General features: G+C 53.6%; 14 protein-coding genes and 1 other annotated feature. Of the genes, 2 read left to right on the top strand and 12 right to left on the bottom strand.

What is annotated here, in order from left to right; all coding sequences use genetic code 11:
* Nucleotides 1–6: 6 nt before the first annotated feature.
* Together A6395_RS16000 and A6395_RS13065 are read left to right on the top strand one after the other, a co-directional pair.
* Entirely contained in the window at nucleotides 7–183 is a 177-nt protein-coding gene (locus A6395_RS16000; RefSeq protein ID WP_158625498.1) for a hypothetical protein, read from the top strand.
* On the top strand, nucleotides 180–380 hold the full coding sequence (locus A6395_RS13065) for a hypothetical protein (protein ID WP_071399366.1): 201 nt from the start codon (nucleotides 180–182) through the stop codon (nucleotides 378–380). Before A6395_RS16000 ends, A6395_RS13065 begins: the two co-directional genes overlap by 4 nt.
* A 201-nt stretch (nucleotides 381–581) precedes the next feature.
* Here A6395_RS13065 and A6395_RS13060 read toward each other — a convergent pair whose 3' ends face one another.
* From A6395_RS13060 to clpX, 12 genes are all read right to left on the bottom strand, one after another.
* On the bottom strand, nucleotides 582–929 hold the full coding sequence (locus A6395_RS13060; RefSeq protein WP_071399365.1) for a hypothetical protein: 348 nt from the start codon (nucleotides 927–929) through the stop codon (nucleotides 582–584).
* A 37-nt stretch (nucleotides 930–966) separates the two neighbouring features.
* Nucleotides 967–1752 carry a hypothetical protein gene (locus A6395_RS13055; protein WP_131443453.1) on the bottom strand — a complete coding sequence of 262 codons (786 nt, stop codon included), beginning with the start codon at nucleotides 1750–1752 and terminating at the stop codon, nucleotides 967–969.
* Nucleotides 1753–1847: 95 nt separating this feature from the next.
* Nucleotides 1848–4499, bottom strand: a complete 2652-nt coding sequence (locus A6395_RS13050; protein ID WP_071399363.1) for a valine--tRNA ligase — start codon at nucleotides 4497–4499, stop codon at nucleotides 1848–1850.
* Nucleotides 4500–4554: 55 nt separating this feature from the next.
* Nucleotides 4555–4775 (bottom strand) — a binding site (T-box leader).
* Nucleotides 4776–4822: 47 nt separating this feature from the next.
* Nucleotides 4823–6127: a glutamate-1-semialdehyde 2,1-aminomutase gene (hemL, locus tag A6395_RS13045; protein ID WP_070327715.1), complete on the bottom strand. Its 1305-nt coding sequence runs from the start codon at nucleotides 6125–6127 to the stop codon at nucleotides 4823–4825.
* Nucleotides 6124–7104 (bottom strand): porphobilinogen synthase, encoded by a 981-nt coding sequence (gene hemB, locus A6395_RS13040; protein WP_071399362.1) that lies wholly within the window; start codon nucleotides 7102–7104, stop codon nucleotides 6124–6126. The genes hemL and hemB overlap by 4 nt, the downstream gene beginning before the upstream one ends.
* The gene (locus A6395_RS13035) at nucleotides 7101–7766 is read right to left on the bottom strand and encodes a uroporphyrinogen-III synthase (RefSeq protein WP_071399361.1); all 666 of its coding nucleotides are present in this window, start codon (nucleotides 7764–7766) and stop codon (nucleotides 7101–7103) included. Before A6395_RS13035 ends, hemB begins: the two co-directional genes overlap by 4 nt.
* Nucleotides 7759–8676 carry a hydroxymethylbilane synthase gene (gene hemC / locus A6395_RS13030; RefSeq protein WP_070327718.1) on the bottom strand — a complete coding sequence of 306 codons (918 nt, stop codon included), beginning with the start codon at nucleotides 8674–8676 and terminating at the stop codon, nucleotides 7759–7761. The genes A6395_RS13035 and hemC overlap by 8 nt, the downstream gene beginning before the upstream one ends.
* A gap of 58 nt (nucleotides 8677–8734) precedes the next feature.
* Nucleotides 8735–10078, bottom strand: coding sequence for a glutamyl-tRNA reductase (gene hemA, locus A6395_RS13025; protein WP_071399360.1), 1344 nt, complete (start codon nucleotides 10076–10078; stop codon nucleotides 8735–8737).
* A gap of 187 nt (nucleotides 10079–10265) precedes the next feature.
* The gene (locus tag A6395_RS13020; protein ID WP_071399359.1) at nucleotides 10266–11438 is read right to left on the bottom strand and encodes an AI-2E family transporter; all 1173 of its coding nucleotides are present in this window, start codon (nucleotides 11436–11438) and stop codon (nucleotides 10266–10268) included.
* A 95-nt stretch (nucleotides 11439–11533) separates the two neighbouring features.
* The gene (gene yihA / locus A6395_RS13015; RefSeq protein ID WP_071399358.1) at nucleotides 11534–12130 is read right to left on the bottom strand and encodes a ribosome biogenesis GTP-binding protein YihA/YsxC; all 597 of its coding nucleotides are present in this window, start codon (nucleotides 12128–12130) and stop codon (nucleotides 11534–11536) included.
* On the bottom strand, nucleotides 12127–14430 hold the full coding sequence (lon, locus tag A6395_RS13010; RefSeq protein WP_070327724.1) for an endopeptidase La: 2304 nt from the start codon (nucleotides 14428–14430) through the stop codon (nucleotides 12127–12129). Before lon ends, yihA begins: the two co-directional genes overlap by 4 nt.
* A 71-nt stretch (nucleotides 14431–14501) precedes the next feature.
* Nucleotides 14502–15770 (bottom strand): ATP-dependent protease ATP-binding subunit ClpX, encoded by a 1269-nt coding sequence (gene clpX, locus A6395_RS13005; protein WP_071399357.1) that lies wholly within the window; start codon nucleotides 15768–15770, stop codon nucleotides 14502–14504.
* Nucleotides 15771–15863 lie beyond the last annotated feature (93 nt).

The following is a 15863-nucleotide window of genomic DNA, read 5'->3' as shown; positions in this document are numbered from 1 at the left end:
AATACTATGCGATTACTTGCTTCACTCATTTCTCTCGGTTTCGCTTGTCTGATTTCGCTCGAGCTATGGCAAGGTCCATTTCTAAGCAATTGGGTATGGACGATGCCAGCCTTCTTTCTAGGTGTCTCGTTAGTCCAATTCATGAAGCATTTGAACGAGCTCGAATGGAGTGACTCGAAATGAAGAGGACCGTCTTGCTCATGACGATAATCGTCGTGTCCACGTCCTACCTCGTCTACAGTTTTTATCTGTCGTTGACGAATCAATCGATTCAGCCACAATTCACCGGGCTTGCGATTGGCGCCCTGCTCACGTCGTCTTACTTCGTGACGACGAAACGATTATCGTTTTGGACAGAGCCAGAGGAAGAGGACGTATGAAAGTTCTTTTTTTCCATCTTACTAGGATTCGGTAGCATCCTCTATCTCGTCTATGCCGTTCATCTATTCCGTATCGGACATCCTCAACCGACTTTGTTTCACCTTCTCATTGCTATCGTTCTCTCTGGCCTCATCCACGTTGGACGCAAACGAAACCCTGAACATCGATGACGATGCTCGGGGTTATTCTTTACTCTAGATTTAAAGCCCATAATGAATCATATCTTTCTTTTCAACTTGGGCTTGAGCGATTTTCAAAACGAGTCGATTCAGTTGCTTGGATTCATGCATATACATCATCGCTTTGACGACTTGATAGAATAATGCCAGTGACTCATACGGAATGAGTGTGACTCCACACTCCTCTAATCCGTATCCGGGACGGTCATAGGAATGAGAATACGTGCGCATATGATTTAGCTCATCGATAAAAGCATCTACACACTCTCCGTCCACCGAGATACAGTCGTATTTCTCTGGAGTATAATCGTCAAATGATGATTGACGGATTGTTGCATCTAATACACCGAATTCATGAGTGTACGCCATGGTCTTCCCTCCTCCTGAATGATTGAAAGTAGCTTGTTCACTTCATTGGAAAATCTACCGCCCACACTTCCGGCAATGAGTCTGATAGTATAAGCAGCACCTCTTCCGATACGTTCCCTGTCACAACAATGAGCTTGCCTTGCTCTAGATGAAACAAGCCATTCCCATTCGGCTGATTTAAGCGGTATCGCTTATTCAAAGCGTCTCGGCGTTCGATCAATTCACCTTCTGCCACACTAAACGCATCGGTCACCCAAATGGTGATACGTTGTGTTTCATCGTAAAGTGTCCACATCTCCACAGGCCGCTCAAGTTGATCCATCTCGAAGTTTGCGACAAATAGCTCCTCTTTAGGCAGGTCCAACCCATGACGGACTTTTTCGGCCGCCTCGGGGACCGTAAAATTTTGAATGCCATGCAGGACCCACTCTTCGTTTCGAGAATAGTTGAACACGCCAAACGAACTGTCGTGGTCAGGTAACTTGATCGCGATGAGTCCGATATCGCCGATGACCGATTCATAGAGGACGCCGTCTCTCGAAGGTCGTTCGGACGTGCCATCTGTATATTGAATCGTGTATTGAGCCACGACCGCATCGACGAGACGATTGGTCCCTTTCGGCACGTCCTCGATCATCGAGCCTAACACTTCTTTCTCATCCGCTTCGGCAACCTCCACTTCTGACGACTTTGCCTCTTCTTCCTTCACATTGATTGTAACTTCTGTATGCGCAGGTTCTCTTTCCACAACCTTTTGTTCGTCCATGGCACACGCACTCAATCCAATCATCGCTAGACTCAACACCATTGCGATTCGTCTCATATCACTCCACCTTTATCTTGTCTCCTTCCCTAAATTCTCCCAAACCACAAAAAAACCTTCCTCGGAGAACAAATTCTCCAAAGAAGGTTGATGTCTTACTTGCGTAACTCTTCAAGACGCGCACGCACGGCGTCACGCTTGTCGAGGTAGTCTTTTTCTTTCGCTTTCTCTTCGTCGATGACGTGAGCCGGTGCTTTGCCGGTGAAACCGGGGTTACCGAGTTTCTTCTGCACGCGTTCGACTTCTTTCTCGTACTTCGTCACTTCTTTTTCAAGACGGGCGATCTCTTCTTCGAAGTTGATCAAGTCGGCGAGCGGGATGAACAGCTCCGCGCCCGTCATGATCGCTGACATCGATTTGTCAGGCGCCGTCAAGCCACGACCGATTTCGAGCTCTGTCGCGTTCGTGAACTTGCCGATCGTCGCTTCGTTCTCGCTCAAGTAGCCTTGTGTCGTGTCGTCACTCGTCGCGATGAACAGTTGGATCGGTTTCGACATCGGTGCGTTCACTTCCGAACGGATGTTACGAACCGAACGGATGACGTTCATGACCGCTTCGAACGCCGGTACCGACTCCGCATAGTGGAGGTCGTCACGACGCGTCGGATAGCTCGCACGGACGATCGAGTCGCCTTCGTGCGGCAAGTGCTGCCAAATTTCCTCTGTCAAGAACGGCATGAACGGATGCATGAGACGCATGATCGAATCGAGCGTATGCGCGAGCACCGAACGTGTCGTCGCTTTCGCCGCTTCGTCCTCACCGTAGAGCGTGAGTTTCGCCATCTCGATGTACCAGTTACAGAACTCTTCCCAGATGAAGTTGTACAAGTAACGACCGGCTTCACCGAACTCGTACTTGTCGACGAGGCGTGTCACTTGGTCGACCGTGTCGTTCAAGCGCGTCAAGATCCACTTGTCGGCGAGCGTCTTCTCACCTGAGAGGTCGATATCTTCAAACTTCATCCCGTCCATGTTCATGAGGGCGAAGCGGCTCGCGTTCCAAATCTTGTTCGCGAAGTTCCATGTCGATTCGATTTTCTCCCAGTAGAAGCGAAGATCGTTCCCTGGTGTCGAGCCCGTGAGCAGGAACCAGCGGAGCGAGTCGGCACCGTACTGGTCGATGACTTCCATCGGGTCGACGCCGTTACCGAGCGATTTCGACATCTTGCGGCCTTCCGAGTCACGGATCAGACCGTGGATGAGCACGTCGTTGAACGGCTGCTTGCCCGTGAATTCGAGCGATTGGAAGATCATCCGCGATACCCAGAAAAAGATGATGTCGTAACCCGTGACGAGCGCGCTCGTCGGGAAGTAGCGTTTGAAGTCTGCCGAGTCCGTGTCCGGCCAGCCCATCGTCGAGAACGGCCAGAGCGCTGACGAGAACCACGTGTCGAGCACGTCTTCGTCTTGATGCCAGTTCTCAATGTCAGCCGGCGCTTCTTTGCCTACATAGACTTCGCCTGTCTCGTTATGGTACCAAGCCGGGATGCGGTGGCCCCACCAAAGTTGACGACTGATGCACCAGTCACGGATGTTTTCCATCCAGCGGAGGTACGTGCCTTCGAACCGCTCTGGGACGAAGTTGACTTTCGTCTCGTCGTTGCCTTGCGCTGCGAGCGCCGCTTTCGCGAGTGGCTCCATATCGACGAACCATTGCTTCGACAAGTAAGGCTCGATGACCGCGCCTGAACGTTCCGAATGACCGACCGAGTGCGTATGCGGCTCGATTTTGACGAGCGTGCCATCCGCTTCTAAGTCTTTGACGAGCTGCTTGCGGCAGTCGAAGCGGTCGAGCCCTTCGTACTTGCCAGCATTCTCGTTCATCGTCCCCGACTCGTCCATGACGAGGATACGTGGAAGCTCGTGACGGTTCCCGATCTCAAAGTCGTTCGGGTCGTGCGCCGGCGTGATCTTCACGCAACCGGTACCGAACTCGACGTCGACATAGTCGTCCGCGACAATCGGGATCTCACGGTTCATGACCGGGAGCATGATCGTCTTACCGACGAGGTGCGCGTAGCGCTCGTCTTTCGGGTTGACAGCGACGGCCGTATCGCCGAGCATCGTCTCGGGGCGTGTCGTCGCGATCTCGATGTGGCCTGAGCCATCAGCGAGCGGATATTTCATATGGTAGAACGCGCCTTCGACTTCTTGATAGATGACTTCGATGTCGGAGACGGCCGTTTTTTGTGCCGGGTCCCAGTTGACGATATATTCGCCGCGGTAGATCAAGCCTTTTTCATACAAACGGACGAAGACTTCCTGGACCGCTTTAGAGAGTCCCGCGTCGAGTGTGAACCGTTCACGCGAGTAGTCGAGACCGAGGCCGAGTTTTGACCACTGGGCACGGATCGTGTCGGCGTACTCGTCTTTCCATTCCCACGTCTTCTCGAGGAACTTCTCGCGTCCGAGGTCGTAACGCATGATGCCGTCCTCACGGAGCTTCTGTTCAACTTTCGCCTGTGTCGCGATACCGGCGTGGTCCATCCCTGGGAGCCAGAGGACGTCATAGCCTTGCATGCGCTTCAAGCGCGTAAGTAGATCTTGGAGCGTCGTATCCCACGCGTGTCCGAGGTGAAGTTTCCCTGTGACGTTCGGTGGTGGGATGACGATCGTGTACGGCTGTTTCGAGTCGTCCTCGTCCGCCTTGAACACGTTGTTCTCCATCCAATAGTCGTACCATTTCGCTTCCGTCGCACTCGGGTCGTACTTCGTCGGCATGCTGATTTCGTTTGTTTCGTTGGTCATTGTGCCAATCCTCCTCTATCTGTCTACACAAAAAACGGCTGCTCTCGTCCTTAACGCTAAGGACGAAAGAAGCCGTATCTTCCGCGGTACCACCTTAGTTCGCCAACACGTGGCGCCCTCAAAATCGAATAACGGTCGATGGACCGAACCTTCCTACTTGATTCAAAAGGTCAGCTCCGAGGCGACTTCCGCACACTTCCCTCGCGACCTTGCACCGTGCGGCCGCGTCTCTAGAAAGGAGTGTTGTTGCGTACTATTCCTCATCATAGCTTTTAAACGTATCTGTTAAACAATTGTAGCGATTGAAGACGTTTCAGTCAAGATTACAGTGAAAACTCTTGTTGCAGCTCTTTAAACGTCGCATCGACCGCAGCGAGCGTCGCGTCGATATCCTCGTCCGTATGCACAGTCGACAAGAACAAGCCTTCGAACTGTGACGGTGGCAAGAACACGCCGCGCGCCGCCATCTTCTGATAGTACGAGCGGAACATGTCGAGGTTCGACGTTTTCGCCTTCTCGAAGTTCGTCACTTTCTCGTTCGTGAAGAAGAAGCCGAACATCGAGCCGGCCCGGTTCGTGTCGTGCGGGATGTTATATTTCTCGGCCGCTGCCGTGAAACCTGCCGCGAGGCGGTCGGCTTTGCGCTCGAACTCCTCGTAGTGCTCAGGCTTGAGTTGCGACAGCGTCGTGTAGCCGGCGATCATCGCGAGCGGGTTGCCTGAAAGCGTCCCTGCTTGGTAGATCGGCCCTTGCGGTGCGATGTGTTCCATGATCTCCCGTTTGCCGCCGTAAGCGCCGACCGGAAGGCCACCGCCGATGACTTTGCCGAGGCACGTAAGATCAGGCGTCACGCCAAAGTAACCTTGGGCGCAATTGTAGCCGACGCGGAAGCCGGTCATGACCTCGTCAAAGATGAGGAGCGCGCCGTTTTGTTCCGTGATTTCACGAAGTCCTTCGAGGAATCCTGGCTGCGGCGGGACGAAGCCCATGTTGCCGGCAGCCGGTTCGACGATGACGCCGGCGATGTCGTCGCCGTGCTTCTCGAACGCGATGCGAAGCGCGTCGAGGTCGTTGTATGGGACGGTGAGCGTATGGCTCGCCAAGTCTTTTGGGACGCCCGGTGAGTCCGGGAGACCGAGTGTCGCGACACCAGATCCGGCTTTGATGAGGAGCGAGTCCCCGTGGCCGTGGTAGCAGCCTTCAAACTTCAAGATCTTCGTCTTGCCCGTATAGCCGCGTGCGAGGCGGAGAGCCGCCATCGTCGCTTCCGTACCGGAGTTGACCATGCGGACCATCTCAATCGATGGGACGCGGTCGATGACGAGCTCGGCCATCTTTGTCTCAAGCTCCGTCGGTGTCCCGAACGTCCAGCCTTTTTCAGCCTGATCTTGGATCGCTTTCATGACGACCGGGTCGCGGTGACCGAGAATGAGTGGTCCCCATGAGAGGACGTAGTCGATGTACTCGTTGCCGTCGATGTCGTAGACGCGTGAACCTTCACCGCGTTCGGCGAAGATCGGTGTCATCCCAACAGATTTATAGGCACGGACCGGGCTGTTGACCCCGCCCGGCATGAGTGGGAGTGCTTGTTTGAACGCTGCTTCTGAGCGAGTTTGCTTGTATGTCATGCGAATTCTCCTTCCAAATAGCGACAGACGTCTTTTGCGAAATACGTGACGATCAAATCGGCACCGGCCCGTTTGAAACCGACCATCGTCTCCATGACGATACGTTGTTCATCGATCCAGTCGTTCATCGACGCCGCTTTAATCATCGCGTACTCCCCGCTCACGTTATACGCCACGATCGGCATATCGAGCGAGTCGCGCATGTCGCGGATGATGTCCATGAACGCGAGCGCCGGTTTGACGATCATGAAGTCGGCACCTTGCTCGACGTCCGACTGTGATTCCCGGAACGCCTCGCGGCGGTTGGCCGGGTCCATCTGATAGCCTTTGCGGTCGCCTTCACCAGGCGCCGACTGCGCCGCGTCACGGAACGGTCCGTAGTACGCCGATGCGTATTTGACGCCGTAGCTCATGATCGGGATGTGGCTGAAGCCGTTTTGGTCGAGCCCTTCGCGGATGGCGGCGACGAAGCCGTCCATCATCGAGCTCGGCGCGATGATGTCTGCGCCCGCTTGCGCTTGCGTGATCGCCGTCTGGACGTGAAGCGGCAGTGACGCGTCGTTATCGACGTCACCGTTCTTCACGATGCCACAGTGGCCCGTCGACGTATATTCACAGAGGCACGTGTCGGCGATGACCGTGAGCTGTGGTGCCCACTCTTTCACTTTGCGGATCGCTTCTTGGACGATGCCGTGGTCGTGGTACGCTTCCGTGCCTTCCGGATCTTTATGCTCAGGTACACCGAACAAGAGAACGGACTCGAGCCCGAGGTCGACGAGCTCACGGATCTCGTCTTCGAGACGATCGAGCGAGAAGTTGAAGACGCCAGGCATCGAGCTGACTTCGCGTTTAATATTTGTCCCTTCGACGACGAAGAGCGGATAAATCAAATCTTCTTTCCGAACATGGTTTTCACGTACGAGTGCACGCATCGACTTCGACGAGCGCAGACGACGGTGACGGTCGAATTGGTTCATGAAAAATCTCCCCCTACACACTGTATTAATGCATCCATAGTATAACACTCAGGCACTCGGACCGGTAACGTCGACACTTCTCGGACGGCCCGCTCGGTCACTTCGCCGATGGCATACCACGTGCCGTGGAACCGCTCGAGGTATGGTGTGAGCGCGTGGACCGCGGATGGGCTGAGCACGAGCAGCGCCTCGACGTGTTCGAGCGCGGCCGCTTGATCGGCCGTGAGTGCTTTCTCGACCGTCTCATAGACGACCCAATCGTACACATGCGGCAATTGCTGCATGTGCTCGGTGTTCGCCAAATCCCCACGGGCGAACAAGATGACGTCATCCTCCCCGACGACGTTAGCCAACTCGCGGAACAACGCCTCGCCCGTATACGTCTCTGGCATGAGCGAAACGGTGAATCCTTCTGCCTCGAGCGCGTCCCGCGTCTTCTCGCCGACGGCAGCGACTTGAACGTTCCGAGGAACGTCTTGAAGCGCTGGGACAGCGGTTTGACTCGTGACGACGAGCCAATCGAACGAATCAGTTGGCATTGGTTTCCCGGTCAGCCGTGTCTCAATCATCGGGACGTGATGAACGGAAAGACCGCTCGCGTCGAGCAAGGCCCGTTGCGAAGCGGTCAGTCGTTTTGTCCCTGTGTACCAGACGTCACACATTGACCGAGGCGAGGATCTCGCGTCCGCCGCGTCCGAGCAAGTCGTCAGCGACGTCTTGACCGAGCGCGACTTCGTCCGTTGACGTTTTCGTCACACGGAGCACGTCTTTGCCGTCGACCGAGGCGATCAAGCCGGTGAGCGTGACCGTGTCCCCGTCGACCGTCGCGTAGCCGCCGACCGGTACGTGGCAGCTGCCTTCAATCGCCTTCAAGAACGTCCGCTCCGCCGTCGCAGCTTTCGCCGTTACGTCATCGTGAAGGAGCTGTAAAATCTGCGTCACTTCGGCGTCGTCTTTCCGGCTCTCGATCGCGAGCACGCCTTGTCCGACGGCCGGTACCATCATGTCGGCATCGAGCGCCTCGAACTTGACGCGGTCGGTCCAACCCATGCGCTCAAGTCCCGCTTTCGCGAGCAAGATGGCGTTGAAGTTCTCGGTATCGAGTTTTTTCAAGCGCGTGTCGATGTTGCCGCGAATCCATTGGATCTCGAAGTCCGGACGGGCCGCGAGCATCTGCGCACCGCGACGGAGCGAGCTCGTCCCGATGACTGCGCCTTGCGGCAACGTCTCGAGCGTGTAGCCGTCCTCGCAAATCAACACGTCACGTGCGTCGACACGTTTTGGCATACAGCTGATAAAGAGGTCTTCCGGCAGTTCGGCCGGGACGTCTTTCATGCTGTGGACGGCAAAATCGATATCCCCGGCGAGCATCTGTTGTTGGATCTCTTTGACGAACAAGCCTTTCCCACCGACTTTCGACAGTTGGACGTCGACGATTTGGTCACCTTTCGTCACGATTTCTTTGATCTCGAACTCGTTCTGGGCCCCGGCTTGCTTCAATTGTTCGATGACCCATTTCGTTTGTGTCATCGCGAGTTGTGAGCGGCGTGAGCCGACGATAATTTTACGCATAATGTTTAGTCCCCTTCATAGAAAAAGGCGACGAGATCCGCCGCCTTTTTGGTTTGTATTAGCGCATCAACGCGCGAAGTGGTGCTTTAGCCGCCATCGCTTCTAGTTCTTCCGGTTCTGTGTCCACAGTCGGAACGTCGACGTCTAGCGCGAACGCTTCGACGAACTGGGCGATGCGCGTGTTCGCGTCCGGTTGAGCGGCCGCGTCTTTAATGTAGTCGATCGGTTCACGAAGCATCTGGTTGATGATCGACTTCATGTGCTTGCCGATGACTTTCTTGTCCCGGTCCGACAGATGGTCGAGCTTGCGCTCAAGACTTTCCATCGTCTCTTCTTGGACAGTGAGCGCACGTGAGCGCAACTCGTTCATGATCGGCACGACACCGAGCGTGACGAGCCACGCTTGGAACTCTTGAATCGCCTCATCAATCTTCACTTCAATCTTCTCTGCCTCGACGAGACGGGCTGCCAAGTTTTTATTGACGATCCCGTTCAAGTCGTCGACATCAAACAAATGGACGCCCGGAAGCGACCGGACCGCTGGATCGATATCTCGCGGCACAGCAATGTCGATGAGAAGAAGTGGACGTTCCCGGCGCAACAATTGCGCTGCGGCGACGTCATCATACGCGATAACGGCTTCTTTGGCGCCAGTCGAGCTGATTAAAATATCAGCATCGAGCAGTCCACAGGCGATCTCGCGAATCGAGTGGGCCCGGCCTTTGAACTTGTCAGCGACCGCTTTCGCTTTGCTTTCAGTCCGGTTGAAGACCGCAATTTGTTTGGCGCCGGCTTCGAACAAGTTGAGCGTTGTCAGCTCACCCGTCTCGCCTGCACCGACGACGACGACTTGTTTGTCATCGAGGCGCGTGTACATCTCTTGCGCGAGCGCGACCGCAGCCGAGCTGACCGATACCGACATTTCCCCAATTTGCGTGTCAGTATGGGCCCGTTTGGCGAGCGTCACGGCTTCTTTGAACAATTTATTAAACACTGTCCCCGTCGTCCCGTTCTCTTGGGCGCGGAAGAAACTTGACTTCACTTGTCCTAAAATTTGCGTTTCCCCGATAATCATCGAGTCGAGACCTGACGTGACACGGAATAAGTGACGAATCGCTTCTTCCCCTTCACGGATCGACAAGTATGGTGTGAACTGATCCATCTCAAGATCGAACCAGTTCGCTAAAAAACGTTTTGTATAATAACGACCCGTATGGAGCTGGTCTGTGACGACGTATAGCTCGGTACGGTTACAGGTCGACAAAATAACCGATTCAAAAATGCTTTTCTCTTCGCGGAGCGCGATCATCGCGTCCACGATTTCTTGCTCCCCAAACGAGAACTGCTCCCGAATCGCGACAGGGGCTGTCTTGTTATTTAGTCCGACGACGACAATATGCATGTACCTCTTCCCCTCATCTAAAATCACAGTGGCGGTTGTCTTTTCTTTTTTTACATCTCTACCGTACATTATAACAATTTTTATTTAGGAACTATAATCTTCTGTTCGATTTTTGTGAAATAATTTAAGAACTTTTTGTGACGAAAAAAAGTAGAAACGGTCAAATTGGCCATTTCTACTTGTTTCGTCATTTAAGTGACGATGAATCTGTGATAATCGTGCTTTCTTTTCGCTCATCTTCTTGTTCTTCAAGATAATGTTTCCGTTCTTTCAGCTTGTAGATGCGGACGATGTTTTTGACGACCACTTTCGCCACCGCATACGTCGGAACCGCGATCAACATCCCGATGATCCCAGCCAAGTTACCGGCCACGAGCAAGACGATGATAATCGTAAGCGGATGCACTTTGAGCGTCTTCCCTTGAATGAGCGGGGAGATGACGTTCGCCTCAATCTGTTGGACGATGATGATGACGAGGATAACCCAGAGCACTTTGATCGGATCTTGGATGAAGGCGACGACGACGGCCGGTGCAGCCCCGAGGAACGGTCCGACATACGGGATGATGTTCGTCACCATCATGAAGAGCGCGAGCAAGATGGCATAGTCGACACCGATGATCCAAAGACCGATAAGCGACGTGATCCCGACGAAGAACGCGACGATCAGCTGGGCGTGCACATAGTTTTTAACGGTCGTATGCATGTCGTTCAAAATTTTACGCGTCTCTTTCTCATAGCTCGATGGCAACAGCTTGACGATCGAGTCCGGCAAACGTTTCCCGTCGAGTAGCATATAGAGCAGCATGAATGGAATGACGACGATCGTGATGACGGCTGATGTGATGAATCCGATGACTTGGCCGAATGAAGAAGCGATGTTGCCAAAAATATCACCGAGGTATGTGGTGACGTTGTTGGTCAAATCGGTGAACATGTCATCATTCTCCGCCATGAAGCGCGATAGGAACTCGTTTTGCATGAGCGAGTCACGCACTGAGAACGCTTGTTGCTGTAACTCTTTGGCGATACTCGGCATCGCGTTGACGAGATCGGTCACTTGTCCGACGAGCACCGGCCCGAGAATACTGAACACGAGCGTGATGATCAGGATAAGCGATGTTAGCGTGATTGCGACTGACATGCCACGTTTCCCGGACCGTCGTTCTAAATAATCGACGACTCCAACGAGAAAATAAAAGAAAAGTCCTGAAATAATAAGCGGTACCGTGACGAGCGCCAATATGACTTGGATCGGTTCGAACACGAATGAGATCTCTGTCCCGACCAAGATCACTAAGAAGATCGTCAACGTCCAAAATAAGAAGCGATACCATTTGCTTTCAAACATTCTCTGCATCTTTCCACCTCGTTCATTAATGTATTGCTATACAATATGACAATTATACGATACTTACCCGTTCACGTAACCCTAAAAACAAAAAGACGAGGGGATTATCCCTCGTCGTCCGTCAACAAATCGTAGATTGCTTTCCACGCTTCGTCTTTTCCTTCTGCCGTTTCGGCCGAGAAAGATACGAATCGGTCAGTCGATTCGAATTGAAGCTTCCGCTTCACGGCCGCCTCATGTTTCTGGCGCTGCGCTTTCTTGATCTTATCGAGTTTCGTCGCGACGACGATGACCGGAATCTCATAATGTTTCAAGAAATTGTACATCGTCACGTCATCACCCGACGGCTCGTGTCGGATATCGACCAAGAGGACGACACCTTTAAGTGCGCTTTGCGACGTCAAGTATTGCTCCATCATGACGCCCCACTTCTCACGCTCGGTCTTCGAAACTTTGGCATACCCGTAGCCCGGGACGTCGACGAACATGATCTCGTCATTGATGTTGAAGAAGTTCAGCGTCTGCGTCTTCCCCGGTTTTGATGATGTCCGGGCGAGTGCTTTACGCTGACAGATCTTGTTGATGAATGACGATTTCCCGACGTTCGAACGGCCGGCGAGTGCGACTTCTGGCAACTCGTGGACCGGATAATGGTCCGGCGCCACGGCACTCGTAATAAATTCTGCTTTATTGATTTTCATTGTTTTCCTCCAAATGCTACTTCTAATACTTGATCGAGCATCGTGACCGGGACGAACGTCAGTTTTTCACGGACGGTGTCTTGAATGTCATCGATGTCACGTTCATTGTCTTTCGGGATGATGATGGTCGTGAGTCCGGCCCGGTGCGCGGCGAGCGCTTTTTCTTTCAAGCCGCCGATCGGCAGGACACGGCCACGGAGCGTGATCTCTCCGGTCATCCCGATGTCACGACGGACTTTTTTCCCGGTCAAGGCCGAGATGAGCGCCGTCGCGATCGTGATCCCGGCGGATGGCCCGTCTTTCGGGACGGCACCTTCCGGGACGTGGATGTGCACGTCTTGCCGCTCGTAGAACGTCGGGTCGATCCCGAACCGTTCCGCGTTCGAGCGGACGTAACTGTACGCCGTCTGCGCCGACTCCTGCATGACATCGCCGAGTTTCCCCGTCAACTGCAGCTTGCCTTTGCCCGGTGCGAGCGCGACTTCGATCGTGAGCGTATCGCCGCCGAACGCCGTGTAAGCGAGGCCTGTGACCGCTCCGATCGAGTCTTCCGTCTCGCCTTTGCCGTAACGATACTTCGGTTTCCCGAGGTAGTCGCTTAGGACTTTGAGCGACACGGTGACACGTTTCTTCTCGCCGATCGCGATCTGTTTCGCCGCTTTCCGGCAAAGCGATCCGATGACACGCTCAAGGTTGCGGACGCCGGCCTCGCGTGTGTAGCGACGGACGACTTCATAGAGCGCGTCTTCTTTAATCGTGAGCTGGCTCTTTTTCAAGCCGTGTTCTTTATATTGTTTCGGAATCAAGTGGCGTTTCGCGATCTCGACTTTTTCGAGCTCCGTGTAGCCGCCGATTTGAATGAGTTCCATCCGGTCGAGGAGCGGGGCCGGAATTTGCGAGACGTCGTTCGCCGTCGCGATGAACAGCACGTTCGACAAGTCGAACGGCTCCTCGATGTAATGGTCCGAGAACGAGACGTTCTGTTCCGGGTCGAGCACTTCGAGCATCGCCGAAGCCGGGTCGCCCCGGAAGTCCGACGCCATCTTGTCGATCTCATCGAGCAAGAACACCGGGTTCTTACTTTCAGCTTGCTTCAAGCCACGGATGATCCGGCCTGGCATCGCGCCGATATACGTCCGGCGGTGACCGCGAATCTCAGCCTCGTCACGCACCCCGCCGAGCGAGACGCGGACGAAGTTACGTTCGAGCGCCGAAGCGATCGAGCGGGCGAGCGACGTCTTCCCGACCCCAGGAGGTCCGGCGAGACAAAGGATCGGTCCACGCAGCGAGTTCGTCAATTGACGGACCGCCAAGTATTCGAGGATCCGGTCTTTGACCGATTCGAGCCCGTAATGGTCATCGTCGAGGACACCGGCCGCATGTTTGACGTCCAATTTATCTTCGGTTTCAATTCCCCACGGCAGCGAGACGATCCAATCGAGGTAGTTGCGGATGACCGCGTACTCAGGTGACGTCGCTGGGACGACGTTCAACCGTTCCGCTTCCCGCATGACGTTCTTCCGTGTCGTTTCCGGCAAGTCGAGCGCCTCGAGCTTCTCAAGGAGACGGTTCGGTTCCGACTCTTGCGACTGGTCCCCAAGTTCTTGTTGAATCGTCTTCATCTGTTCACGTAAGTAGTACTCTTTTTGCGCTTGTTCAATCGTCTTCTTCGTCCGTTCACGCAACTCTTGTTCGAGCTCGATGATCTCGACTTCGTGCGTCATGATCTCGAGAAGTTCGAGCCCGCGTTTGACCGCGTCTGGTTCTTCAAGCATCGCTTGGCGAATGTCGACATCGACATCGAGTTTCGATGAGATGTAGTCAGTGAGCGATTCGAGCCGCTCATACATCTCAAACCGACGACGCTCGTCCGGTGACAAGCCTTTGATCGTCCCGACGAGTTTGCCGAACTGTTCTTTCAAGAGACGCACGAGTGCCGTCCGCTCGACTTCTTCCCCTTCGACGAGTTCAAGCGAGTCGACGTCAGCAAACCAGCCGTCTTTCGTCGCTTCGACGGCGTTGATTTTGACGCGTTCTTTCCCGACGAGGCGGACCCGTACCGTATCGTTCGACAGTTCGCTCATCTTGGCGATGTGGACCCGCGTCCCGATCGCGTAAAGGTCTTCCGGTTCAGGTGATTCTTTGCCTGTCTCTTTTTGCGTGACGACAATCAAGTCTGTCTCGTGTTCCTTTGCGGCAAGGAGTGCTCGTAATGAGAGCGGTCGCCCGACGTCGATCGTCACGCCAATCAGCGGATAAACGACAACTCCACGCAAAGGAAGAATTGGTAATTGTTCCATTACAACGCCTCCTGTGCAAAAAGGCCCAAAACTCGGGTGTGCCGAGTGTTTGAGCCTTTTTCGTTAAAAGATTATGCTGTCTCTTTGTTGTCCCCAGTCTGTTCGACAGTACCATCACGGAGAACATATTTCGGACCGGCAAGACCCGTAATCGTTTCTTCTGTAATGATGACTTTCTCGATATCATCACGCGATGGGACAGTGAACATCACATCGAGCATCATTTCTTCGATAATCGAGCGGAGACCACGTGCACCTGTCTTGCGTTTGATCGCAAGCTTGGCAATTTCAATCAATGACTCGTCTGTGAACGTGAGTTCGACATCGTCGAGTTCGAGCATCTTCTCGTACTGACGGACGAGCGCGTTTTTCGGCTTCGTCAAGATTTCGACGAGTGCTTCCTCGTCGAGCGTCGTGAGCGTCGCCATGACCGGTAGACGTCCGATAAATTCAGGGATCAAGCCGAATTTTTGAAGATCTTCCGGCAATGCGCGGGCGAGCAAGTCTTCTTGCGTCATCTCGCGATTTTCTTGATCGTTCCCGAAACCGATGACTTTCTTCCCGATGCGGCGTTTGACGACCGCTTCGATGCCGGCGAATGCGCCACCGACGATGAAAAGAATGTTCGTCGTATCGATTTGGATGAACTCTTGATGCGGATGCTTCCGTCCACCTTGTGGCGGTACGCTCGCAGTCGTTCCTTCAAGAATCTTGAGCAAGGCTTGTTGGACCCCTTCACCAGACACGTCACGCGTGATTGATGGGTTTTCCGACTTGCGGGCAATCTTATCGATTTCATCGATATAGATGATCCCTTTTTCAGCTTTTTCGACATCGTAGTCAGCCGATTGGATCAGCTTGAGCAAGATGTTCTCGACGTCTTCCCCGACATAACCGGCTTCTGTCAAACTCGTCGCGTCCGCGATAGCGAACGGGACGTTCAAGACGCGAGCCATCGTCTGAGCGAGAAGTGTCTTACCGCTACCAGTTGGTCCGATCATGACGATGTTCGACTTCGAAAGTTCGACATCATCAGAACGGCCACCGGCATTGATACGTTTATAGTGGTTGTAGACAGCTACCGAAAGCGCACGTTTCGCCCGGTCTTGACCGATGACGTATTCGTCAAGGATATTACGGATCTCTTGTGGTTTTGGAATGTCTTTGAATTCAACTTCTTCTTCGACACCGAGCTCTTCCTCAACGATTTCATTGCAAAGTTCAATACATTCGTCACAAATGTATACGCCAGGACCGGCGACTAGTTTACGGACTTGTTCTTGCGATTTCCCGCAAAACGAGCATTTAAGTTGTCCCTTTTCCTCGTTAAATTTGAACATTCGGTACACCCCTTCTGAATGGAAATGGATGTAAGTGCGATAAATCGCCTATTTGTATTTTCAGGTGCAAAGCACTCACGAAAAAACATTTAC

The sequence above is a fragment of the Exiguobacterium sp. SH31 genome (genome assembly GCF_001816105.1).
Lineage (GTDB): Bacteria > Bacillota > Bacilli > Exiguobacteriales > Exiguobacteriaceae > Exiguobacterium > Exiguobacterium aurantiacum_A.
Note: the sequence above shows the minus strand (reverse complement) of the source record. Positions and strands in the feature narration are given on the sequence as shown.

What these genes read in the sequence shown, in the direction of transcription:
- A6395_RS16000 (WP_158625498.1), top strand. Translation starts at nt 7, where the DNA reads ATGCGATTACTTGCTTCACTCATTTCTCTCGGTTTCGCTTGTCTGATT.
- A6395_RS13065 (WP_071399366.1), top strand. Translation starts at nt 180, where the DNA reads ATGAAGAGGACCGTCTTGCTCATGACGATAATCGTCGTGTCCACGTCC.
- A6395_RS13060 (WP_071399365.1), bottom strand. Translation starts at nt 929, where the DNA reads ATGGCGTACACTCATGAATTCGGTGTATTAGATGCAACAATCCGTCAA.
- A6395_RS13055 (WP_131443453.1), bottom strand. Translation starts at nt 1,752, where the DNA reads ATGAGACGAATCGCAATGGTGTTGAGTCTAGCGATGATTGGATTGAGT.
- A6395_RS13050 (WP_071399363.1), bottom strand. Translation starts at nt 4,499, where the DNA reads ATGACCAACGAAACAAACGAAATCAGCATGCCGACGAAGTACGACCCG.
- hemL (WP_070327715.1), bottom strand. Translation starts at nt 6,127, where the DNA reads ATGACATACAAGCAAACTCGCTCAGAAGCAGCGTTCAAACAAGCACTC.
- hemB (WP_071399362.1), bottom strand. Translation starts at nt 7,104, where the DNA reads ATGAACCAATTCGACCGTCACCGTCGTCTGCGCTCGTCGAAGTCGATG.
- A6395_RS13035 (WP_071399361.1), bottom strand. Translation starts at nt 7,766, where the DNA reads ATGTGTGACGTCTGGTACACAGGGACAAAACGACTGACCGCTTCGCAA.
- hemC (WP_070327718.1), bottom strand. Translation starts at nt 8,676, where the DNA reads ATGCGTAAAATTATCGTCGGCTCACGCCGCTCACAACTCGCGATGACA.
- hemA (WP_071399360.1), bottom strand. Translation starts at nt 10,078, where the DNA reads ATGCATATTGTCGTCGTCGGACTAAATAACAAGACAGCCCCTGTCGCG.
- A6395_RS13020 (WP_071399359.1), bottom strand. Translation starts at nt 11,438, where the DNA reads ATGCAGAGAATGTTTGAAAGCAAATGGTATCGCTTCTTATTTTGGACG.
- yihA (WP_071399358.1), bottom strand. Translation starts at nt 12,130, where the DNA reads ATGAAAATCAATAAAGCAGAATTTATTACGAGTGCCGTGGCGCCGGAC.
- lon (WP_070327724.1), bottom strand. Translation starts at nt 14,430, where the DNA reads ATGGAACAATTACCAATTCTTCCTTTGCGTGGAGTTGTCGTTTATCCG.
- clpX (WP_071399357.1), bottom strand. Translation starts at nt 15,770, where the DNA reads ATGTTCAAATTTAACGAGGAAAAGGGACAACTTAAATGCTCGTTTTGC.